This is a genomic window from Streptomyces hiroshimensis (assembly GCF_014650335.1).
Classification (GTDB): Bacteria; Actinomycetota; Actinomycetes; order Streptomycetales; family Streptomycetaceae; genus Streptomyces; species Streptomyces hiroshimensis.
Genome location: NZ_BMUT01000004.1, coordinates 440,619 through 461,946, shown reverse-complemented (window position 1 = coordinate 461,946; position 21,328 = coordinate 440,619). Strand labels below are relative to the sequence as shown.

At 72.8% G+C, this 21,328-nt stretch carries 21 protein-coding genes and 3 tRNA genes; 16 read left to right on the top strand and 8 right to left on the bottom strand.

Annotated elements, in window-relative coordinates:
• The 4 genes from IE241_RS13000 to IE241_RS12985 all read right to left on the bottom strand — a co-directional run.
• Positions 1 to 644 (bottom strand): 2-oxoacid:ferredoxin oxidoreductase family protein (locus IE241_RS13000; protein ID WP_190021841.1); only part of this gene is annotated, 644 nt, incomplete at its 3' end.
• A gap of 274 nt (positions 645 to 918) precedes the next feature.
• Positions 919 to 1,578: a response regulator transcription factor gene (locus tag IE241_RS12995; RefSeq protein WP_079110894.1), complete on the bottom strand. Its 660-nt coding sequence runs from the start codon at positions 1,576 to 1,578 to the stop codon at positions 919 to 921.
• A 163-nt stretch (positions 1,579 to 1,741) separates the two neighbouring features.
• Complete coding sequence (locus tag IE241_RS12990; protein WP_190021839.1) at positions 1,742 to 3,082, bottom strand: sensor histidine kinase; 1,341 nt, start codon at positions 3,080 to 3,082, stop codon at positions 1,742 to 1,744.
• A gap of 212 nt (positions 3,083 to 3,294) precedes the next feature.
• Positions 3,295 to 4,569 (bottom strand): sensor histidine kinase, encoded by a 1,275-nt coding sequence (locus IE241_RS12985; protein WP_190021838.1) that lies wholly within the window; start codon positions 4,567 to 4,569, stop codon positions 3,295 to 3,297.
• A 137-nt stretch (positions 4,570 to 4,706) separates the two neighbouring features.
• Between IE241_RS12985 and IE241_RS12980 the strand changes: the two genes are divergently transcribed.
• The 12 genes from IE241_RS12980 (at position 4,707) to IE241_RS12925 (ending at position 16,936) form a co-directional block, all read left to right on the top strand.
• Complete coding sequence (locus IE241_RS12980) at positions 4,707 to 5,132, top strand: NADH-quinone oxidoreductase subunit A (protein WP_229899175.1); 426 nt, start codon at positions 4,707 to 4,709, stop codon at positions 5,130 to 5,132.
• On the top strand, positions 5,123 to 5,755 hold the full coding sequence (locus tag IE241_RS12975; protein ID WP_455409902.1) for an NADH-quinone oxidoreductase subunit B: 633 nt from the start codon (positions 5,123 to 5,125) through the stop codon (positions 5,753 to 5,755). The genes IE241_RS12980 and IE241_RS12975 overlap by 10 nt, the downstream gene beginning before the upstream one ends.
• A complete protein-coding gene (locus tag IE241_RS35090) occupies positions 5,752 to 7,581 on the top strand; it encodes an NADH-quinone oxidoreductase subunit C (RefSeq protein ID WP_190021837.1) in 1,830 nt (609 codons plus the stop codon). The genes IE241_RS12975 and IE241_RS35090 overlap by 4 nt, the downstream gene beginning before the upstream one ends.
• Complete coding sequence (locus IE241_RS12965; RefSeq protein ID WP_190021836.1) at positions 7,578 to 8,543, top strand: complex I subunit 1/NuoH family protein; 966 nt, start codon at positions 7,578 to 7,580, stop codon at positions 8,541 to 8,543. Before IE241_RS35090 ends, IE241_RS12965 begins: the two co-directional genes overlap by 4 nt.
• On the top strand, positions 8,543 to 9,118 hold the full coding sequence (locus IE241_RS12960) for a NuoI/complex I 23 kDa subunit family protein (RefSeq protein WP_190021835.1): 576 nt from the start codon (positions 8,543 to 8,545) through the stop codon (positions 9,116 to 9,118). Before IE241_RS12965 ends, IE241_RS12960 begins: the two co-directional genes overlap by 1 nt.
• The gene (locus tag IE241_RS12955; RefSeq protein WP_190021834.1) at positions 9,115 to 9,744 is read left to right on the top strand and encodes an NADH-quinone oxidoreductase subunit J family protein; all 630 of its coding nucleotides are present in this window, start codon (positions 9,115 to 9,117) and stop codon (positions 9,742 to 9,744) included. Before IE241_RS12960 ends, IE241_RS12955 begins: the two co-directional genes overlap by 4 nt.
• Positions 9,744 to 10,121 (top strand): NADH-quinone oxidoreductase subunit NuoK, encoded by a 378-nt coding sequence (gene nuoK, locus IE241_RS12950; protein ID WP_190021833.1) that lies wholly within the window; start codon positions 9,744 to 9,746, stop codon positions 10,119 to 10,121. Before IE241_RS12955 ends, nuoK begins: the two co-directional genes overlap by 1 nt.
• Entirely contained in the window at positions 10,118 to 12,109 is a 1,992-nt protein-coding gene (locus tag IE241_RS12945) for an NADH-quinone oxidoreductase subunit 5 family protein (protein ID WP_190021832.1), read from the top strand. The genes nuoK and IE241_RS12945 overlap by 4 nt, the downstream gene beginning before the upstream one ends.
• A 2-nt stretch (positions 12,110 to 12,111) precedes the next feature.
• Complete coding sequence (locus IE241_RS12940; protein WP_190021831.1) at positions 12,112 to 13,710, top strand: complex I subunit 4 family protein; 1,599 nt, start codon at positions 12,112 to 12,114, stop codon at positions 13,708 to 13,710.
• Positions 13,710 to 15,218 carry an NADH-quinone oxidoreductase subunit N gene (locus tag IE241_RS12935; RefSeq protein WP_190021830.1) on the top strand — a complete coding sequence of 503 codons (1,509 nt, stop codon included), beginning with the start codon at positions 13,710 to 13,712 and terminating at the stop codon, positions 15,216 to 15,218. Before IE241_RS12940 ends, IE241_RS12935 begins: the two co-directional genes overlap by 1 nt.
• Before the next feature lie 356 nt (positions 15,219 to 15,574).
• The gene (htpX, locus tag IE241_RS12930) at positions 15,575 to 16,438 is read left to right on the top strand and encodes a zinc metalloprotease HtpX (RefSeq protein ID WP_190021829.1); all 864 of its coding nucleotides are present in this window, start codon (positions 15,575 to 15,577) and stop codon (positions 16,436 to 16,438) included.
• Positions 16,439 to 16,540: 102 nt separating this feature from the next.
• Positions 16,541 to 16,936, top strand: coding sequence for a YccF domain-containing protein (locus IE241_RS12925; RefSeq protein ID WP_190021828.1), 396 nt, complete (start codon positions 16,541 to 16,543; stop codon positions 16,934 to 16,936).
• Between the two features lie 35 nt (positions 16,937 to 16,971).
• Here IE241_RS12925 and IE241_RS12920 read toward each other — a convergent pair whose 3' ends face one another.
• Positions 16,972 to 17,532, bottom strand: a complete 561-nt coding sequence (locus IE241_RS12920; protein ID WP_190021827.1) for a nuclear transport factor 2 family protein — start codon at positions 17,530 to 17,532, stop codon at positions 16,972 to 16,974.
• 182 nt (positions 17,533 to 17,714) lie between these two features.
• On the bottom strand, positions 17,715 to 18,203 hold the full coding sequence (locus tag IE241_RS12915) for a YajQ family cyclic di-GMP-binding protein (RefSeq protein WP_190021826.1): 489 nt from the start codon (positions 18,201 to 18,203) through the stop codon (positions 17,715 to 17,717).
• Positions 18,204 to 18,416: 213 nt separating this feature from the next.
• Here IE241_RS12915 and IE241_RS12910 point away from each other — a divergent pair.
• Positions 18,417 to 18,498: transfer RNA gene (locus IE241_RS12910), tRNA-Tyr, on the top strand.
• 96 nt (positions 18,499 to 18,594) lie between these two features.
• On the opposite strand, the gene IE241_RS12905 is transcribed toward IE241_RS12910, so the two are convergent.
• Both IE241_RS12905 and IE241_RS12900 read right to left on the bottom strand, forming a co-directional pair.
• Positions 18,595 to 19,257 carry an NAD(P)H-binding protein gene (locus IE241_RS12905; protein ID WP_190021825.1) on the bottom strand — a complete coding sequence of 221 codons (663 nt, stop codon included), beginning with the start codon at positions 19,255 to 19,257 and terminating at the stop codon, positions 18,595 to 18,597.
• 115 nt (positions 19,258 to 19,372) lie between these two features.
• Positions 19,373 to 20,647 carry an amidohydrolase family protein gene (locus tag IE241_RS12900; RefSeq protein WP_190021824.1) on the bottom strand — a complete coding sequence of 425 codons (1,275 nt, stop codon included), beginning with the start codon at positions 20,645 to 20,647 and terminating at the stop codon, positions 19,373 to 19,375.
• 194 nt (positions 20,648 to 20,841) lie between these two features.
• Here IE241_RS12900 and IE241_RS12895 point away from each other — a divergent pair.
• From IE241_RS12895 to rpmG, 3 genes are all read left to right on the top strand, one after another.
• Positions 20,842 to 20,914 (top strand) — tRNA-Thr (locus tag IE241_RS12895).
• 49 nt (positions 20,915 to 20,963) lie between these two features.
• A tRNA-Met gene (locus IE241_RS12890) sits at positions 20,964 to 21,036 on the top strand.
• 85 nt (positions 21,037 to 21,121) lie between these two features.
• Positions 21,122 to 21,286, top strand: a complete 165-nt coding sequence (gene rpmG / locus IE241_RS12885; RefSeq protein ID WP_006604855.1) for a 50S ribosomal protein L33 — start codon at positions 21,122 to 21,124, stop codon at positions 21,284 to 21,286.
• Positions 21,287 to 21,328: the final 42 nt, after the last annotated feature.

The window sequence follows — 21,328 nt, the reverse complement described above, 5'->3', positions numbered from 1 at the left end:
AGCCCCAGCGCGAACATGTTCTTGCTGCGCTCGGCTTCCTTCCGCGACAGCCCGAAGTCCTTGAGTGCTTCGATCGTCAGGGTGGTCAGCGGCACGGGGTGGACGTTGTAGGCATCCAGGGTGCCGTCGTCCAGGGGGCTGGTGTCGTAGCCGACCTTGGCCATCGCCCGCTTGGCGAATTCGTCGGTGTTGACGATGATCTCCCCGCCCCGCGGCACATCCGCCAGGTTGGCCTTCAGCGCGGCGGGGTTCATGGCCACGAGGACGTCGGGGGCGTCGCCGGGGGTGAGGATGTCGTGGTCGGCGAAGTGCAGCTGGAACGAGGAGACACCCGGCAGGGTCCCGGCAGGGGCGCGGATCTCGGCGGGGAAGTTCGGCAGAGTGGAGAGGTCATTGCCGAACGAAGCGGTCTCGGACGTGAAACGGTCACCCGTCAGCTGCATACCGTCCCCGGAATCACCCGCGAAACGGATGATCACCCTGTCCAGCCGGCGCACCTCCTTCGAGGAGGCGGCCCCTTCGCCGGGGTCGCGCTGCGCGGCGAGGGGCGACGGCGCCTGTCCCGCGCTCGGCGGGGCGGCGGCTCCGCCCGGCTGCTCGGCTGGTTCGGCCTGTTCGGCCGGGCTGCTGACCTGGCTGGTCACTGCTTCGGACCTCCCTCTGGCGGCGGCGCGCACACGGTGGTGCCCGACCGGCGTTCCCACGGGCCATCGTACGTGGGTAAGGGCTGCCTACCTGGGATGGATCTCAAGCGGAAGCGGGGTCTGCGGCTTCCGCTTGCCCTGGTATGGGGCGGTTTGGGCATCCCCTGGGCGCCGCCCGCGCCGCACCCGCCCGCTAGGTCTTTGGTGCTAGGTCCTCGCGCGGCCGCCCCCTCTCACCAGGGCGGCTGCATTTCACTGACGGGGCGTCAGATGATCAGGAGCGGAGGTAGGTCAGCACGGCCAGTACGCGCCGGTGATCCCCGTCACTAGGGGAAAGCCCAAGTTTCAGGAAGATGTTGCTGACGTGCTTCTCGACGGCGCCGTCGCTCACCACCAACTGCTTGGCGACGGCCGAATTCGTACGCCCCTCCGCCATCAGGCCGAGGACCTCCCGCTCGCGCGGAGTGAGCCCCGCGAGCACGTCCTGCTTCCGGCTGCGGCCCAGCAGCTGGGCGACGACCTCGGGGTCCAGCGCGGTGCCGCCGCGCGCGACCCGCACCACCGCGTCCACGAACTCGCGGACCTCGGCCACCCGGTCCTTGAGCAGATAGCCCACGCCCGTGCTGCTGCCCGCGAGCAGCTCCGTCGCGTACTGCTCCTCCACGTACTGCGACAGGACCAGCACGCCCAGGCCCGGGTGCTCCTTGCGCAGCTGCACCGCGGCGCGCACGCCTTCGTCCGTATGGGTGGGCGGCATCCGTACGTCCGCCACGACCACGTCCGGCAGGGCGCCCTCGTCCGCGAGCTCCCGGATGGCCTTGATCAGCGCCTCGCCGTCGCCGACGCCCGCCACGACGTCGTGGCCCCGGTCGGTCAGCAGCCGGGTCAGGCCCTCCCGGAGGAGCACCGAATCCTCGGCGATGACGACTCGCACCCTGTCCTCCACGACTTGTGGTCCCCCCGTGCCGGCAGCTTGTGACCCGCCAAGCATGTCACGCAGAGGACCGGCCCCGCCGCTGCAACGACGGGGCCGGACAGGGGGCCGGGCACGGGCCGGGCAGGGGTCGGGCGCGAGGCCGGGCGCGGGTGGGGCGGGGTCAGCCGCGCCAGGGCAGCTCCGCGGTGACCGTCGTCGGCCCGCCCTCCGGAGAGTCGACCACCAGCAGGCCGTCGACCGAGCCCAGCCGCTCCGCGAGCCCGGCCAGGCCGGAGCCCCCGGCCGTGGACGCCCCGCCGCGGCCGTCGTCCCACACCTGCAGCATCAGGCGGCCCGACGAGTGCCACACGTCCACACGGGCGCTGCGGGCCCCGCTGTGCTTGCTGATGTTCTGCAGGAGTTCGGAGACCGTGAAGTACGCGATGCCCTCGATGGCCGCCGCGGGCCGGGCCGGCAGGTCCACCTCGGCCTGGACCGGCACCGTGCAGCGGGCCGCCAGCGCGGACAGGGCCGGGCCGAGGCCCCGGTCGGTGAGGATCGCCGGGTGGATGCCGCGGGCCAGGTCGCGCAGCTCCTGCAGGGCGAGCTTGACCTCGCCGTGCGCCTCGTCGACCATCCGTGCGGCCGCCTCCGGGTCCTCCTCCAGCTTCTCCTTGGCCAGGCCCAGGTCCATGGCCAGGGCGACGAGGCGGGCCTGGGCGCCGTCGTGCAGGTCGCGTTCGATGCGGCGCAGGTCGGCGGCGGCGGTGTCGACGACCACGCCGCGGTCCTCCTCCAGCTCCCACACCCGCTCCGCGAGCCGCGAGGGGCCGAGCAGGGCGCTCACCATGAGCCGGTCGACGGACGCGAGGCCGCGGATCACCCACGGGGTGGCCAGCACCAGGGCCAGGCCGGCGGCGCAGGTCACGCCGATCTCGAAGGGGTTGTCGACGAAGAGGCCCGCGCCGTGCCCGGGTTCGGCGCCGATCTGCATGCCGGGCTGGCCCCACCACGTCGGGTACATCCACCAGTACGCCGGATAGAGGAACAGCGCCCAGCCGACCGACCACATCACGACCGAGACGGTGAACGCCCCGATCGCCCACGGCAGGTGCAGCAGTGCGTAGAGCACGTGCCGCCAGGACACGCCGCTCTTGAGGAGCGCCCCGACCCAGGGCATGAGCCCGCGCTTGCCGTTCGGCGCCCGTACGGGCTCGGGCTCGCTGATCTCCAGCTTCAGCAGGCTCCGGGCGCGGGCGCGCTCGACGGCGCCCAGCGCCCGTACGCCGACGAGCGCGGCCGCCAGCACCGGCACGCCCACGAAGGTGATCAGCATGGCCACGCCGGCCGTCGTCATCGTCACCGCGAACGAGAAGGTGAGGACCGCCATCGGCAGGCTGAGCAGGAGGTAGAGGAACTCGCGCCAGGTGCGGCCCTCCAGGGGCGCGCGCAGTACGGCGGGCACGCGGTGGGCCCGGCGGGCCTCCGCCCGTCCGTAGTCCCGTCCGTAGTCCATGGCCATGTCGTCGTCCGATCTCCTGGGTCGCGGTGGTTGTCCGGTGCTCCGGGTTCAGCACTCCGGTTTGAGTACTCCGGGTTCAGTACGTCAAGGCTCGTGGAGAGAGGGGCTGCGGACCATGGAGGGAGTAGGTGTTCCGGGGGTGGGGCTGTCCCTACCCCCGGCCTGCGGGAACGAGCGCAGGCCTACGGGCGCCGGCCCGGAGGAACGGGCTCTCAGCCCGCCGTGCGCCCGCGCCACGGCAGCTCCGCCGTGACGACCGTCGGGCCGCCGGGCGGCGAGTCCACCTCGAACAGGCCGTCGACCGAGCCCAGCCGCTCCGCGAGCCCGGCCAGCCCGCTGCCCGAGTCCGTCGAGGCGCCGCCGCGGCCGTCGTCGCGCACCTGGATCAGCAGCCGCCGGTCCTTGCGCCACAGCTCGACCTCGGCGGTCCGGGCCCGGCTGTGCTTGCTGATGTTCTGCAGCAGCTCGGAGACCGTGAAGTACGCGATGCCCTCGATGGCCGGGGCAGGGCGCTCGGCCAGGTCGACCGAGACGGACACCGGCACGGTGCAGCGCGCCGCCACCGAGGACAGGGCCGCGTCCAGGCCGCGGTCCGTGAGGACGGCCGGGTGGATGCCGCGGGCCAGGTCGCGCAGCTCCTGCAGGGCGAGCTTGACCTCGCCGTGCGCCTCGTCGACCATCCGCGCCGCCGCCTCCGGGTCCTCCAGGACCTTCTCCTTGGCCAGGCCCAGCCCCATCGCGAGCGCGACGAGGCGGGCCTGGGCGCCGTCGTGCAGGTCGCGCTCGATGCGGCGCAGGTCGGCGGCGGCGGTGTCGACGACCACGCCGCGGTCCTCCTCCAGCTCGGCGATCCGCCGCTCCAGCTCGCTGGAGGGGCTGAGCAGGCCGCGCACCATGGCCCGGTCCAGGTTCGTCATGCCGCGCGCGGCGTAGCCGAGGAGCGGCCAGCCGACCAGGAGCAGGCACAGGGTGAGGGCGAAGGTGAGCACGCCCCAGGGCAGCCGGATGAAGCCGTAGAGGGTGGTGCGCCAGGCGACGGGGTCCTTCAGCGTCGTCCACAGCCAGGGGAAGAAGCCTTGGCCCCGGCTCTGCCGGGAGAGCGGGCTGGGCTCCTCGATCCGCAGGCCCAGCAGCGCCCGCGCCCGCCGGCGCTCCAGCCGGCCGAGCGCCCGGGCGCCCATCAGACCGACCGCGAGCAGCGGCAGGCCGATCACCGTGAGGGACGTCAGGACGCCCGCGTAGAGCCACAGGGACACGTAGAGGAAGCCGGCGAGCGCCTCCGGCAGGTTGAGCAGGAGGTGGGCGACTTCCTTCCACGTCCGGGCGCCGAAGGCGAAGCGGGCGGGGGGAAGCCGGTCACCGCCAGCGGCTCCGTCCCCGGCTCCATCCCTGGCTTCGTCCCCGAAAGAGGAGTTTGCGATGCTATGAGATGAAGGTGAGGTATGTGATGTACTCGACGTGCTTCTCGCGGCACTGCTGGCGGTCATACGCCAAGCCTGCACGGCTCCCGCGGGCCTCCGCCATGGGGGCCGTGGGTGGGGAAGGGTGGGGATAACCCCACCAGGGCCTAGACTCCCGTGCGTACAGAACGTCGAACACGCAGGACAGGGAGCGAGGGGCGGACGTGCCGGAGGCGACCGTGCGCAGTAGTGCCGATGCCCATGCCGCTGTCCCGCTGGCCGCGGACTACTTCCACAGCTATTCGGTGGTCGGGCTGCTCGCGGTCGTCGGGGTGCTCTTCGTCGCCGTGGCCTTCGGGGCCGGGCGGCTGCTGCGGCCCGTGGTGCCGACGCCCGAGAAGCTGCTGACGTACGAGTGCGGCGTCGACCCCGTCGGCGAGGGCTGGGCCCACACCCAGATCCGCTACTACGTCTACGCCTTCCTGTACGTGATCTTCGCGGTGGACTCGATCTTCCTGTTCCCCTGGGCGACGGTGTTCGCCGCGCCGGGCTTCGGCGGTGCCACGCTCGTGGAGATGTTCATCTTCCTCGGCTTCCTCGCCGTGGGCTTGTTGTACGCATGGAAGAAGGGCGTCCTGGAGTGGACGTGACACCGGTGGACCTTCCCGAGCCCCGTCGTCTCGGCCCGCTGGCCAGGCTGGCCCCGGAGCCGATGAAGGTCGTCCTGAACTGGGGACGCCGCTACAGCCTGTGGGTCTTCAACTTCGGGCTCGCCTGCTGCGCGATCGAGTTCATCGCCGCGTCCATGGCGCGGCACGACTTCATCCGGCTCGGCGTCATCCCGTTCGCGCCCGGGCCGCGGCAGGCCGACCTCATGATCGTCTCCGGGACGGTCACGGACAAGATGGCGCCCGCGGTCAAGCGGCTCTACGAGCAGATGCCCGAGCCGAAGTACGTGATCTCCTTCGGCGCCTGTTCGAACTGCGGCGGCCCGTACTGGGACTCGTACTCGGTCACCAAGGGCGTCGACCAGATCATCCCGGTCGACGTCTACGTGCCCGGCTGCCCGCCGCGGCCGGAAGCGCTGCTGCAGGGCATCCTGAAGCTGCAGGAGAAGATCGCGCGGGAGTCGCTCGGCGAGCGGTACGCCTCCGGCGGGGGTGCCGGGGCGTCCGCCGCGGCCCTGCGCAGCGGGCTGGTGACGCCGCCGCCGGCGCCGTCGTCCACGCCGGCCGCCGCGCCGGCCTCCGCGCCGGAGGAGACGGACCGATGACCGAGCCGACGCCCGAGTCCGTGCCGGAGGCCGCTCCCGAGCCCGCTCCGGAGCCCGTTGCCGACCTCGCCGTCGGCTGGCTGCCGGCCGGAGTGATCTCGCTCTTCGGCGAAGGCGCGACGGCCGAGGAGACCTACGACCTGCTCACGGTCGACGTGCCGGCCGAGCGGTGGATCACCGCCCTCGAAACGGCCCGTGACCGGCTGGGCTGCACCTTCTTCGACTGGCTGAGCGCCGTGGACGAGCCGGGTACGGGCTTCCGCGTGTGCGCCCACCTGGCCGCGCTGCCGGGTGCCCTGCCGGACGCCCTGCCGGGCGGGGGAGAGGGCGTGCGCCGCCTGCTCCTGCGCACGACCGTGCCGCACGACGCGCCCGCGCTGCCCACGGCCGTGGGCGTCTACGCCGGTGCGGCGTGGCACGAGCGCGAGACCCACGAGATGTTCGGCATCGACTTCCCCGGGCACCCGCACCTCGTCCCGCTCCTCCTCCCGGAGGCCTTCGAGGGCCACCCGCTGCGCAAGGACTTCGTCCTGGCGGCGCGGGTGGTCAAGGCATGGCCGGGCGCCAAGGAGCCGGGGGAGGGGGCGGAAGGCGGTCCCAAGCGGCGCCAGATGCTCCCCCCGGGCGTCCCCGACCCCAACGAATGGGGCCCCCTCAAGGGTCAGCTCCCCCCGGCCCCCGCCCGCCCGGCCCGCGCCCCCCGCGCGGCGGGCGACCGCCCGGTCCGCCGCACCCGCACCACGACGGAGGGCTCGGCCAGCCAGCCGGAGGCCGCGGCCGGGGCCGCCCCGCGCCGCGCCCGCACCGCGGCGGAAGGCTCGGCCAGCCAGCCGGAAGCCGCGGCCGCCCCGCGCCGTACCCGCAGCGCCGCAGACGGCTCGGCCAGCCAGACGGAGGCTCCCGCCCCGCGGCGTACCCGCAGCGTGACGGAGGGCTCGGCGAGCCGGCAGGGCGCAGAGCCCGCCCCGCGTCGTACCCGCAGCGCGGCAGACGGCTCGGCGAGCCAGACGGAAACCGGCCGCCCCGCCGAGACGGGGGAGAAGCCGCGCCCCCGCTCCTCGGACGCCCCCTGGCACCACGCCCGCCCGGCTTTCGAGGAACCCCCGACCCCCCCGAAAACGGACACCGAGCCCGCCCCCGAACCGGGCGGCGAGCCGCGCACCTCTTCCCGCCGCGACGGCGCTCAGCCCGAGCGTCGGGATCCGGCGGTGCCGAGCTCGCCTGTCGGCGAGGAAGCCCCCGGCGCAGCCGAGAAGGCCTCGTCCGACGAGATCCCGGCCGCCCCCGAACCGGGCGGCGAGCCGCGTACTTCTCCCCGCCGCGACGGCGCTCAGCCCGAGCACCGCGACCCGGCGGTGCCGAGCTCACCTGCCGAGGGGGAAGCCCCCGGCGCAGCCGAGAAGGCCTCGTCCGACGAGACTCCGGCCGCCCCCGAACCGGGCGGCGAGCCGCGTACTTCTCCCCGCCGCGACGGCGCTCAGCCCGAGCGTCGGGATCCGGCGGTGCCGAGCTCACCTGCCGAGGGGGAAGCCCCCGGCGCAGCCGGGAAGGCCTCGTCCGACGAGATCCCGGCCGCCCCCGAACCGGGCGGCGAGCCGGGCACTCCTTCCCGCCGCGACGGCGCTCAGCCCGAGCACCGCGACCCGGCGGTGCCGAGCCGGCCTGCCGAGGGGGAAGCCTCCGGCGCAGCCGGGGACGCCCCCGGCGCAGCCGAGCCGAACGGAGCCGCTGAGCCCGGCGCAGCCGAGCCCGGTGTACCCGGAAGCGGCGGCGGCGACGCCGAGCCCCAGAACGACACGAACCCCGCCGGAGGCGACCCCGCATGAGCGACACCCTCGACGTCGTCCTGCGCCTCCTCGCCGTCTTCGTCGCCTTCCTCGTGCTGCCCCTCGTCGTCGGTCAGACCGAGCACAAGGTGATGGCGCACATGCAGGGCCGCCTCGGCCCCATGTACGCCGGTGGTTTCCACGGCTGGGCCCAGCTCGTCGCGGACGGCGTGAAGTTCGCGCAGAAGGAGGACGTCGTCCCCGCGGGCGCGGACCGCCGGATCTTCCAGATGGCACCGGCCGTCGCCCTCCTCCCGTATCTCCTCGTGCTGCTCGCGATCCCGGTCGGCCCGGGCAACGCCGTGGGCCAGACGGTCGACGCGGGCATCTTCTTCGTCCTGGCCGTGATGGGCGTCGGAGTCCTCGGTTCGCTGATGGCGGGCTGGGCGTCCGCCAACAAGTTCTCGCTGCTGGGCGGCATCCGCACCGCGGGCCAGCTGATCGCGTACGAGCTGCCGATGCTGCTCGCCGCGGCGAGCGTCGCGATGGCGGCGGGCACGGTCTCGCTCCCCGGGATCGTGGACGCCTTCCACTGGTGGTGGGTGCCCTGGCAGATCGTCGGCGCGGTGGTCTTCTTCGTGGCCGGCCTCGCCGAGCTGCAGCGCCCGCCGTTCGACATGCCGGTGGCCGACTCCGAGATCATCTTCGGTGCGTACACCGAGTACACGGGCCTGCGCTTCGCGCTGTTCCTGCTCTCCGAGTACGCGGGCATCGTCGTCCTGTGCGGCCTGACCACGGTCCTCTTCCTCGGCGGCTGGCACGGCCCGTTCGGCGCCGACGGCATGGGCTGGCTGTGGACGCTGCTCAAGACGGCCGTCCTGGCGTTCGTCGTGATCTGGCTGCGGGTCACCTACCCGCGCCTGCGCGAGGACCAGCTGCAGAAGCTGGCCTGGACCGTCCTCATCCCCCTCGCCCTGGCGCAGATCGCGCTGACGGGCGTCGTCAAGGTGGTGACCCAGTAATGGGCCTTCCCGGTTCCGGCCTCGCCAAGGGCCTGGCCGTCACGCTCCGCACGATGACGCGCCGCGCACACACCGCGCAGTACCCCGACGTGCAGCCCGAGCTCCCGCCGCGCACCCGCGGCGTCATCGGGCTGTTCGAGGAGAACTGCACGGTCTGCATGCTGTGCGCCCGGGAGTGCCCGGACTGGTGCATCTACATCGACTCCCACAAGGAGACGGTGCCCCCGGCCGCCCCGGGCGGCCGCGAGCGCAGCCGCAACGTCCTCGACCGCTTCGCGATCGACTTCTCGCTCTGCATGTACTGCGGCATCTGCATCGAGGTGTGCCCCTTCGACGCGCTGTTCTGGTCGCCGGAGTTCGAGTACGCCGAGACCGACATCCAGGACCTCGTCCACGAGCGCGACAAGCTCCGCGAGTGGATGTGGACCGTGCCGGAGCCGCCCGCGCTCGACCCGGCGGCCGAGGAGCCGAAGGAGGTCGCGGCGGCCCGCAAGACGGCGGAGAAGCTGGCCGCGCAGGCGGAACAGGAAAAGCAGGAGCAGCAGGAGCAGCAGGAGAAGGAGGGAGACGCATGACCGGCACCGGCACCGGCACCGTCAGCGCAACCGCGACGCTCGCCGCGAATGCGGACGCGCACGGCTTCCTCTCCCCGACCGGCGTCGAGATCGTCTTCCTCCTCGTCGGCCTCGTCACCCTCGGCGCGGCCGTGGTCACCGTCACCACCAGGCAGCTCGTGCACGCCGCCCTGTGGCTGGTCGTCGCCCTCGGCGGGCTCGCCGTGGAGTACCTGCTGCTGACGGCGGAGTTCATCGCCTGGGTGCAGGTCCTGATCTACGTCGGCTCCGTGGTCGTCCTCCTCCTCTTCGGGCTCATGCTCACCAAGGCCCCCATCGGCCGCTCCCCGGACGCCGACTCCGGCAACCGCTGGGCCGCCCTCGGGGTCGCCGTGGCCGCGGCCGCCGCGCTCGTGTGGGTGGTCGCCGACGCCTTCCGTACGACCTGGATCGGCCTGGACGGCGACGCCCCCCAGGGCACGACGAAGGTCTCCGGCGAGATCCTCTTCCGGCACTGGGTGCTGCCCTTCGAGGCCCTGTCCGTCCTGCTGCTCGCCGCCCTCGTCGGCGCGGTCGTCCTCTCCCGCAAGAAGAGCGCGGCGAAGCAGAGCCCGGTCAAGAAGAGCCGGGAAGGGGCGCAGCGCTGATGCATCTCGTCTACCCCGCCGTCCTCGCCGCCCTCCTCTTCTGCACCGGCCTGTACGGCGTCCTCGCCCGGCGCAACGCGATCCTCGTCCTGATGTCCGTCGAGCTGATGCTCAACGCCGTCAACCTCAACCTCGTCGCCTTCGACGTCTGGCTGCGCGACGAGCTGCACGCCGGCCAGGCGCTGACCCTCTTCACCATCGCCATCGCCGCCGCGGAGATCGGCATCGGCCTGGCGATCGTGCTGCAGGTCCACCGCAACCGCGGCACCTCCGACGTCGACCGCCTGCGCGACCTGCGCGACGACGCCCCCGACCCCGGATCCGGATCCGACACCGATCGCGCTGACCGCGAGGAGAAGGCCGAGGCCGCCGCGTGAGCACCACGACCACCGCCGTTCTCGTCCCCCTGCTGCCCTTCCTCGGCGCCCTCGCGGGCCTGCTGACGGGCCGCCGCGCGCCCGGCTTCGTCCGCCCCCTGGCCGTGCTGCCGACCGCGGCGGCCGCCGTCCTGGCCGTCGTCGTCGCCTGGCGGCAGGGCGGGGGCGAGGCGCTGGACGCCGCCACCCGCCTCACCCCGACCGGCTCCGTGCCGATCGACCTCGCCCTGCACCTCGACGGCTTCGCCGTCCTCGTCGCGGTCCTGGTCGGCGTCGTCGCCACCTGCGTCCAGGCCTACTCGACGGCCTATCTGCGCGACGACCCGCGCTACCCCTCCTACGCCGCCCTCGTCTCCCTCTTCACCGCGGCCATGCTGCTCGTCGTCTACTCCGGCGACCTCATGGTGCTGCTGGTCGGCTGGGAGATCATGGGCATCTGCTCGTACTTCCTGGTCGGGCACTACTGGGAGACCGAGGCCGCCCGCATGGCCTCCCTGAAGGCCTTCCTGGTCACCAAGCTCGGCGACGTCCCCTTCCTGATCGGCATCCTCGCGCTGGCCGCCGACGCCGGCACGTTCCGGATCAACGGCATCCTCACCGCCGTCGCCTCCGGGGACATCGACCACCCCACGCTGATCGCGCTGCTGCTCCTCGCGGGCGTCGCGGGCAAGTCCGCGCAGTTCCCGCTGCACACATGGCTGCCCGACGCGATGGCCGGCCCCACGCCGGTCTCCGCGCTGATCCACGCCGCGACGATGGTCGCGGCCGGCGTCTACTTCATCGCCCGGCTCCTCCCCCTCTTCACGGCCTCCGCGGCCGCGCTCGTCGTCCTCGCCGTGATGGCCGCCGTCACCATGGTCGGCTCGGGCCTCGCCGCCCTCGCCCAGGACGACATCAAGCGCGTCCTCGCCTACTCGACCGTGGGCCAGCTCGGCTACATGACCGGCGCCCTCGCCGTCGGCAACCGGGGCGCGGCCGTCTTCCACCTCATCTCGCACGGCGCGTTCAAGGCGCTCCTCTTCCTCGGGGCGGGCGTGATCATCCACGCCGCCGGCACGAACTCGCTGGCCACGATGGCCCGCATGAACGGCCTCGCCAAGCGCATCCCGGACGCCTACTGGACGATGACCGTCGCCCTCCTGGCCCTCGCCGCGATCCCCCCGTTCAGCGGCTTCTTCTCCAAGGAAGCCGTCCTCGGCGCGGCCGAGCACGCCGCCTCCGGCGACGCCGAAGGCATCCCGGGCGCCGCCGGCTGGCTCGTCCTCGCCGCGGGGCTCCTCACCGCGCTCCTCACGGCCGCCTACGCCACCCGCCTGTGGCTGATGGCCTTCCGCGGCAAGGGCTCCGAGGCCCCGGACCACGGCAGGCAGCCCGCCGCCATGAACACCGTCCTGTGGGTCCTCTCCGTGCCCACCCTCGCGCTCGGCCTCGCCGCCTGGAAACTCCCCGGCTGGTTCGACGGCGGATCGCTCACCCCGACGCTCACCACCTCCGTCCTCTCCACCGGCTGCGCCCTCGCCGGCGCGATCGTGATGTACGCGGCCTGGCGCCGCACCGCCGTGCTCGCCGCCCGCACCCCGCTCGGCGCCCTCGCAGCCGACCCGGACGCGGCCCCCTACGTCTCCGAGGAGGAGACCATCGCCACCCACGAGGCCGCCTACGGCGACATCGCGGCGGCACCCGACCCGGCCGACCCCGGCCGGGCCCTCCTCGGCCCCCTGCACCGCCACGCCGCATCCGGCTTCCACCTGGACGCCGTGTACACGGCGCTGTTCGTCCGGCCCACGCGCGCGGCGGCCCGCCTCGCCCAGTTCCTCGACCGCGAGGTCGTCGAGACCTACGTCCGCGGAGCGGGCACCGCGCCCCGCCTGCTCGGCGCGGCCGTCCGCCGCGCCCAGACCGGCAACGTGCAGACGTACCTCAGCGCCCTGCTCGCCGGCTCCGTCGTCCTGGCCGTCGCCGCCGTGCTCGTAGCCACCGGAGCCTGACCATGAGTCATACCGTCATGCAGTACCTCCTCGCTGCGATCGTCGCCCTCCCCCTCGTCGGAGCCGTCGCCTCCCTGATGCCGGCCCCGCCCGGCCTCAAGGGCAAGAGCCCCGAGCAGGCCGTACTCCGCCACGGCGTCACCGTCACCGGCGCCGTCCTCGCGCTGAGCATCGCCCTCGCCGCCGGCTTCGACCACGACGACCCGGCCCGCATGCAGGCGACCACCGACATCAGCTGGATCCCGGCCCTGAACATCCGGATCCACCTGGGCGTGGACGGCGTCTCGCTCCCCCTCCTCGTCCTGACCGCGCTGCTGACCTTCCTCTGCGCGCTCTACAGCTACTTCAAAATGCCGTCGGGCCCGTCCCCCAAGGCATTCGTCGCGCTGCTCCTCGTCCTCGAGTCCGGCACCCTCGCGACCTTCGCCGTCCTCGACCTGATGCTGTTCTTCCTGGCCTTCGAGATGGTGCTCATCCCGATGTACTTCCTCATCGCCCGCTGGGGCGGCGAGGGCAGGGAGCGCGCGGCCTGGCGCTTCATCCTCTACACGCTGCTCGGCTCCGTCGTGATGCTGCTCGGCCTCCTCCTCATCGGCATCAAGGGCGGCACGTTCGACATGGTGGCACTCGCCACTGACAACGGGTCGAACCTCGGTCACACCACCCAGCTCATCGCCGTCCTGGCCATCGGCGTCGGACTGGCCGTCAAGGCCCCCATGTGGCCCCTGCACAGCTGGCTGCCCGACGCCCACACCGCCGCCCCGACCGTCGGCTCGGTGCTGCTCGCGGGCGTGCTGCTGAAGATGGGCACGTACGGCTTCGTCCGCATCGTCCTGCCGATCGCCCCCGGCGGCGCGCACACCTTCGCGCCGTACCTCGCCGCCTTCGCGGCCGTCGGCATCATCTACGGCTCGCTGGTCTGCCTCGCCCTGGCCCGCTCCGGCGCCAAGGGCGACCTCAAGCGCCTGATCGCGTACTCCTCCGTCGGCCACATGGGCTTCGTCCTGCTCGGCATCGCCACGCTCACCCCCACCGGGGTCAACGGCGCCCTCTTCGCCAACATCGCCCACGGCCTCATCACCGGCCTCCTCTTCTTCCTCGTCGGCGCGGTCAAGGACCGCTACGGCACCAGCGACCTCGACGCCCTCTCCGGCCGCACCGGCGCCGCCCTCTACGGCAAGGCACCCCGCCTCGGCGGGCTCCTCGCCTTCGGCGCGATCGCCTCCCTCGGCCTGCCCGGCCTCGCCGGCTTCTGGGGCGAGATGCTCGCGATGTTCGGCGCCTTCCGCCCGGCGGAGGGGCTCAGCCGCCCGGCGTTCCTGACGTTCATGGCCCTGGCCGGCCTCGGCACGCTCCTGACGGCCGCCTACATGCTCGTCGTCGTCCGCCGCGTGTGCATGGGCGGCGACGGCGGCAGCACCCGGCCGCAGACCGGCGCCGTGGACGAGGCCGCCCCCGGCACCCCCGCCGACGTGCTGTCCTACGAGTTCGCCGCCTGGACGCCCCTCGTCGCCCTCACCGTCCTCGCCGGACTCTGGCCCGCGGCCCTCCTCGGCCTCACCGACCCGGCCGTTCAGCAGCTCCTCCGAGGAGGCAACTGATGGGCTCCCTGATCCAGTCCGTCGACTGGCCGGCCATCGCACCGCCCACCGTCACCGCCGTCGTGGCGCTGGCCGTCCTGGTCGCCGACCTCTTCCTCCCCGAGGCGCGCAAGCCGCTCCTCGGATGGTTCTCCGTAGCCGGACTGCTGCTCGCGGGCGTCTCCCTGCTGCCGCTCCTCGACGGCGACCGGTCCACCTTCTGCCTCACCGGCACCTCCGCGGGCCGCCACGCCTGCAGCTACACCGCCGACCACTTCACGCTCGTCATCCAGTTCCTGGTGCTCGGCGGCGCCCTCCTGACGGCCCTGCTGTCCATGAGCGCCGTCCGCGACGAGGAACTCCCCGAAGGGGAGTTCTGGTTCCTGCTGCTGTCCTCCGCCGCGGGCGCCGCCCTGCTGCCCGCCTCCCGGGACCTCGCGACCCTCGTCGTGGCCCTCGAAGTGGCCTCCCTGCCGGCCTTCGCCCTCGTCGGCCTGCGCCGCGGCGACCGCCGCTCCTCCGAGGCGGCCCTGAAGTTCTTCCTCTCCTCGGTCACCGCGACCGCCGTCACCCTCCTGGGCGTCAGCTTCGTCTACGCGGCCACCGGCACCCTGCACCTCACCGAGGTCGCCGCGAAGCTCGGCCACGTCGACCCCCGCCTCGGCACCCTCGCGCAGGCCGGCGTCGCCCTCACCCTCGTCGGCTTCGCCTTCAAGACCGCGGCCGTCCCCTTCCACTTCTGGGTGCCCGACACCTACGTGGGCGCGCCGCTGCCCGTCGCCGCGTACCTGTCGGTGATCGGCAAGGCGGTCGGCTTCACCGGCCTCATCCTGGTGACGGTCGTCGCCTTCCCCTCGTACGCCTCCGTGTGGGCACCGGCCGTCGCCGTCCTCGCCGCGCTGACCATGACCGCGGGCAACGTCGCCGCCCTGCGCCAGCGCCCCGAGCGCGCCCACAGCGCCGTGCGCCTGCTGGCCTGGTCCTCCGTCGGCCAGGCGGGCTACCTGCTCGTGCCCGTCGCCGCCGCCGGCTACGCCGACGACCCCGCGCACGCCATCGGCTCCACCGTCGCGTACGCCCTGATGTACGCCGCCGTGAACCTCGGCGCCTTCGCCGTCGCCGCCCTGGTGGCCCGTACGAGCCCGCAGAACCGGATCACCGACTACCGGGGCCTCTACGCCCGCCGCCCGCTCGCAGCGCTCGCCCTGGGCTTCTTCCTGCTCTGCCTGGCGGGCCTGCCGCCGGGCGTCATCGGCCTCTTCGCCAAGGTCACGGTCTTCACCGCGGCCGTGGACGCGGGCCTGGGCTGGCTGGCGGTCGTCATGGCCGTCAACGTCGTGATCGCCCTGTACTACTACCTGCAGTGGACGGCGGTGCTCTTCCGCCCGGCGGAGGCCGCGGAGACGGCGCCGTCGGCGCGCGTCCCGGCCCCCCTGAGCGTGGCGATCGCCCTCGCCGCAGTAACCGGCATCACCCTCTCGGGCGCCCCGCAGCTAGTCCTCCGCTTCGCCTCGGAGGCGCTGCTCTAGGAACCGGCCCGCGGACCGGGCCCGGCGGGCACCGCCGCTCTCCGCCGCGGTGGCCGGCCGCCGTCGCGGCGGAAGGAAGAGTGCCGGCTCGGAACCGTTCGCAAGAACGATCCGCCGCGACGGCGGGAAGCCTCCGCGGCGAGGGTCCGGCGGAATGTGCGGGCGCCGGAACAGGCACGTACCCCGAACCTACCCGGAGGGTCACCCGTACGGACCGGCGCCGCCCCCGCGCAGCAGGGAACCAGGGGCCTTCGTCTGGCGTTGACCGGTCAGGAAGGTTCCACTGGAGACTCCACCGCGAGTGGACGCACGACAGCGCAAAGGGTTCCCCTGCCGCACCACTTGGAGGGCGTACCGTGCACCGCCGGCACAACGGGCTCAGGACCGCCGTCCTCCTCGGGGGGCTGTCCGCACTCATCATCGTCATCGGCAGCCTCTTCGGGCGCGCGGGCCTGATCGTCGCCGTCCTGGTGGCGCTCGGCACCAACGCCTACGCCTACTGGAACAGCGACAAGCTGGCCCTGCGGGCCATGCGCGCCCGCCCCGTCAGCGAATTCGAGGCGCCGCAGCTCTACCGGATGGTCCGCGAGCTCTCCACGGCCGCGCGCCAGCCCATGCCCCGGCTGTACATCTCGCCGACCGACGCCCCCAACGCCTTCGCGACCGGCCGCAATCCGCGCAACGCCGCCGTCTGCTGCACGGACGGCATCCTCCGCCTGCTCGACGAGCGCGAGCTGCGCGGCGTCATCGGCCACGAGCTCAGCCACGTCTACAACCGGGACATCCTCATCTCCTCGATCGCGGGCGCGCTCGCCTCGGTGGTGATGTTCCTGGTGAACTTCGCCTGGCTGATCCCGTTCGGCAGATCGGACGACGACGAGGGCCCCGGGATCATCGGCATGATCATGATCATGCTGCTGGGCCCGATCGCGGCCTCCCTCATCCAGCTCGCCGTCAGCCGCTCCCGCGAGTACGAGGCCGACGCCTCCGGCGCGCGCCTCACCGGCGACCCCCTCGCCCTGGCCTCGGCCCTCCGCAAGCTCGAAGCGGGCACACAGCGGCTTCCCCTGCCGCCCGAGCCCCGCATCGAGACCGCCAGCCACATGATGATCGCGAACCCGTTCCGTGCGGGCGAGGGCATGACCAAGCTGTTCTCCACGCACCCGCCGATGCCCGAGCGCATCGCCCGCCTGGAGCAGATGGCCGGCGGCCGCCGGTAGCACCCCCGCCGAGCCCGGTGCCGCCCCTCTGGGGAAGCAACCGCAGGTCAGGCCCCGGGCGTCCCACTCGCTGAGGGCAACGACGCGTGGGAGGCTGTTTTCATGAGGTTCATCCTGAACATCATCTGGTTGGTGCTGTGCGGGTTCTGGATGGCGATCGGCTACGTGGTCGCCGGCCTGATCTGCTGCATCCTGATCATCACCATTCCCTTCGGCGTGGCGTCGTTCCGTATCGCCAACTACGCCTTGTGGCCGTTCGGCCGGACGACCGTCGAGCGGCGGGACGCCGGCGCCGGATCGCTGGTCGGCAACGTCATCTGGTTCATCTTCGCCGGGTGGTGGCTGGCCCTGGGGCACATCGTCACGGGCATCGCCCTGTGCATCACGATCATCGGCATCCCGCTGGGCATCGCGAACTTCAAGCTGATTCCCGTCTCGCTCATGCCGCTCGGCCGCGAGATCGTCCCGACGGACCAGGCGTTCGCAGGCCGCTGGTAGGAGCCGCAGAAGCCGTAGAAGCCGTAGAAGCCGCCTCAGAGCGACTGCAGGGTCTCCTCGGCCTTCGGGGTCAGGGCGAGGGGGCCCTGGCCGTCCACCCACACCGCGCGGACGTCGAGGTGCCGGAAGCGCCACCCCTCGGAGGTGCGCACGGCCTCGCCGGTGAACGTGCCGCCCACGGTGAAGCGGTCCCCGGGGGCGGTGCCGCGGGCCTCCCGTGTGGAGTCCAAGTGCACATGCGTCATCAGGGCGTTCCAGCGCACCGTGGCACGGTCCCCGGCAAGATCGATCATGTAGTTGGCGCCCATGTGCTGCGTGCGTTCGAACTTCGCCAGGGTGGCCTGCTCGGACTCGGCCAGCCCGTCGATGCCCTCGTGCTCGCCGACGGGCGAGGTGATCCGCACGTCCGGGGTGAACAGGCTCCGGGCCCAGGCGTCGTCGAAGCGGCCGCCGCCGGCGGGCACGACGTCGAGGCCGAGCAGGTAGCGGTCGATGAGCCCGGTGATCTCGGCGCGGTCGGCGAGGACGCCGACGCGGGCCTGGAGGGCGGCGAACTCCTGGACGCCGACGGTTTCCCGGGCGGTGCTGACGGTCATGGCGCTGTGCTCCGTAGGTCGTTGACGGGCCCGCCCCCGGTGGGGCGGCCGCTCACCGAGAACCTAGAAGCTCGATATAACTTGAGGTCAAGTGAAGTGGCGGCCGGAAATGCCGAAGGCGCGCCGGAGGGGAAATCCCTCCGGCGCGCCTTCGGATGTGACTGCTGCCGACTACCGCCGTATTACCGGTAGTTGACGAACTGGATCGCGAAGTCCAGGTCCTTGCCCTTGAGGAGGGCCTGGACGGCCTGGAGGTCGTCGCGGCTCTTGGAGCTGACGCGCAGCTCGTCGCCCTGGACCTGCGCCTTGACGCCCTTCGGGCCCTCATCGCGAATGATCTTGGCGACCTTCTTCGCGTTCTCCTGCGAGATCCCCTCCTCGACCGAGGCGAAGATCTTGTACTCCTTGCCGGAGGCCTGCGGCTCGCCCGCGTCGAGCGACTTCAGCGAGATGCCGCGCTTGACCAGCTTGGTCTCGAAGATGTCGAGGACGGCCTTGACCCGCTCCTCGGCATTGGCGCGCATCTCGATCTTGTCGCCGGACCATGCGATCGAGGCGCCGACGCCCTTGAAGTCGTAACGCTGGGAGATCTCCTTGGCGGCCTGGTTGAGGGCGTTGTCGACCTCCTGCCGCTCGACCTTCGAGACGATGTCGAAACTGGAGTCGGCCATATTGAGTTGGCTCCTCGTACGTAGATCCATCGGGGGGTGCGGCTCGGTGCTCCGCCGGCCCGGGGGCCGGTGGATGAGCGCCCCGTCAGCCTAGCCACCCCGGGCCCGTTCGCACGGGCGATGAACCGAGTGGCGGAGCACCCCAGGTCATCGGGTATGGTTTACGTCGTTGCCACGGAGCGAATCGAAAGAGAGCCCGAGGTGACACCCCATGGCGGTGTGCCCGAGTGGCCAATGGGAGCGGACTGTAAATCCGTCGGCTTAGCCTACCCAGGTTCGAATCCTGGCGCCGCCACGGAACGAGGCCCCTGACCTGAAAAGGTCAGGGGCTTCTTTCGTTTCCGGCCCGCCCGGCCCGCAGCCCCCGGCCCGCCCGGCTGCCCCGGTCTTCTCAGCCGCCCGCCACGGCCTTCACGGCCTCCGTCACCGGCGTGTCGCCGCCGATCAGCTCCAGCGTCCGCCCCGCCGTGCCCGGCTCGTCCAGCAGCGCCGCGAGGACCGCCGCGACGTCGTCCCGGGTCACCTCGCCCCGGCCCGTGGAATCCCCGAGCGTCACCAGGCCCGTACCGGCGTCGTCCGTGAGCTGCCCCGGCCGCAGGATCGTCCAGTCCAGGCCGGCTCTCGCCCGTACGTCCGCGTCCGCCGCGCCCTTGGCCCGCAGGTAGGCGGCGAAGACCGGGTCGGTGCCCTCCGGAGGCTCGCGGTCGGCGCCCATGGAGGAGACCACGAGGAAGCGGCGGACCCCCGCCGCCTCGGCCGCATCCGCGAAGAGGGCGGCCGCCGCGCGGTCCACGGAGTCCTTGCGGGCGATGCCGCTGCCCGGCCCCGCACCGGCCGCGAAGACCGCGGCGTCGGCCGACTCCAGGTGCTTCACGAGATCCCCCACGGAGGCCGACTCCAGGTCGCACACGACCGGTTCGGCGCCGGCCGCCAGGAGAGCGCCGGCCTGCTCGGGCCTGCGGATGATGCCCGCGATCTCGTCCCCGCGCGCGTGGAGCAGCCGCTCCAGCCGCAGCGCGATCTGACCATGTCCACCAGCGATGACAATGCGCATGATCCGACCGTACGCCGATCACCGGAATCCGACAGAGGGCCTCGCCGGACCCCGCCCCGGCCCGGCCGCCGCCCCGCCCCGGCCCGGCTCCGGCCTGTCCCCGCCCGGCCCCGCGTCAGGACGGCTCGCCGCCGCCGCGCGAGGACTGCCGGGGCAGCTCCAGGGCCGCGGCGGCCGAGCCGTCGCAGTACTCCCGCACCGCGCTCGTACGGGCCACCACGCGGCCCTGGTGCACCACGAGGCGGCTGTAGGCCATCGAGAGCACGCCCTCGACGCGCTCGCCCCGTACGGCCAGGAGCTCGGCCGGGAAGCCCGCCTCCACCCGCACCCGCGGCAGCCCCATCGCCGCCCGCGCCCACCCGCTGACCGCCTCGTACGCCTCCTCGGGCCGCAGTTCGCCGTGCGAGGCGAGCAGGAACGCGGCCTCCAGGGGGTCGCCGCGCCCGACCGGATTGGCCGCGTCGCGCAGGGCGCCGCTGCCGGCCGCCACCCGCACCCCCGCCGCCCGCAGCAGCCGCACCGGGGCGCAGCGCGAGACACGGGCGCCGCGCTGCTCCAGCGTCCCGCAGTCGCCCTGCGGCAGGCAGACGACGGTCACCCCGGCGGCGGCGAGCTGCTCGGCCGCCCGGACGGCCAGGTCGCGGGGGAGCCGGGCGAGGCCGCCGCAGGGGCCGAGGGTGACGCGGGGGCGCAGGCCGCCGGCCATGGCGGCCAGCCGGGCGAGCCGGGGCGGGTCGGAGGCGTCGGTGTGCAGGTCGACCGGGCAGCCGTGCTCGGCGGCGAGGTCGAGGGCGGTCTCGGCGAAGCCGGTGGGGTCGGGGTCGAGGTCGGGGCAGCCGCCGACGGCGGCGCCCATCTTCACGGCGTCCCGCAGCAGGGCCAGCCCGTCGGCTCCCGCGGCCCCGGTCAGCAGCCGGGGCACGGCGACGGCGGTGAGGTCGGTGAGCCCGCGCAGCGCCCGCCGGGCCTGCAGGACGGCCTCCAGCGAGCGCAGCCCCTGCACGTCGCCGATCCGCACGTGGCAGCGCAGGGCGGTGGCCCCGTGCCCCAGCTGGAGCAGCGCGGCCTCGGTGGCGCGGCGCTGGACGTCCCCGGCGGCGTACGAGACGGGCCCGTCGGCCTCGGCGGTGAGCGCGGTGGCGCCGTGCCCGTGCGGTTCGGCGGGCGCGGGCAGCAGCAGATAGCCGCTGAGGTCCACGCGGGGACCGGGCGCCAGGCTGCCGGCGGTGCCCACCGCCTCGATGTGCCCGCCGCTCAGCCGCACGTCCACGGTGCGGCCGTCCGCGAGCCGGGCGCCGCACAGGACGAGGGCGCCGTCGCCGGGCACGACGGCGGGAAGGCCGGCATCGCCCCCGGGCTCGGCCGGGGGCTGCGGCTGGCTGTCGGGCATCGCGCTCCTCCGGGGGCCGGGGCGTGCATGATCACGCAGCAGATCCGAGCGTAGGGCGCGGCAGGAACGGCTTCGAGCAAGCGACGAATAGTCGTACTGGTGTGGTGCGAGAAGCGTTCCGTGAGGCCCCCGGGAGCGTCGGCCGGATACGGATTTCACCTTCGGCGGCCAACCGTGTAATGTCTTCCTCGCTCGCCCCAATAGCTCAGTCGGCAGAGCGTCTCCATGGTAAGGAGAAGGTCAACGGTTCGATTCCGTTTTGGGGCTCTGGTGTGAGAGGTTCCCCGCCTTCGGGCGGGGATCCCTCCCACATCAAAGCGGTGTAGCTCAGTCGGTAGAGCAAGCGGCTCATAATCGCTGTGTCACCGGTTCAAGTCCGGTCACCGCTACACGTAGTAGCCGATTGTGGGGTCGGTCCTCCGGTCGGCTACTCTTGTCTGCGTTCATCCGTCCATTCCGTCAAGGAGCACTCACGTGGCTGCCACCGACGTCCGCCCGAAGATCACGCTGGCCTGCGTGGAGTGCAAGGAGCGGAACTACATCACCAAGAAGAACCGGCGTAACGACCCGGACCGTCTTGAGATGAAGAAGCACTGCCCCCGTTGCAACTCGCACACTGCGCACCGCGAGACGCGATAACAACAGGCTCGTTCATGAGGCCGTCCCCATTCCTTGGGGGCG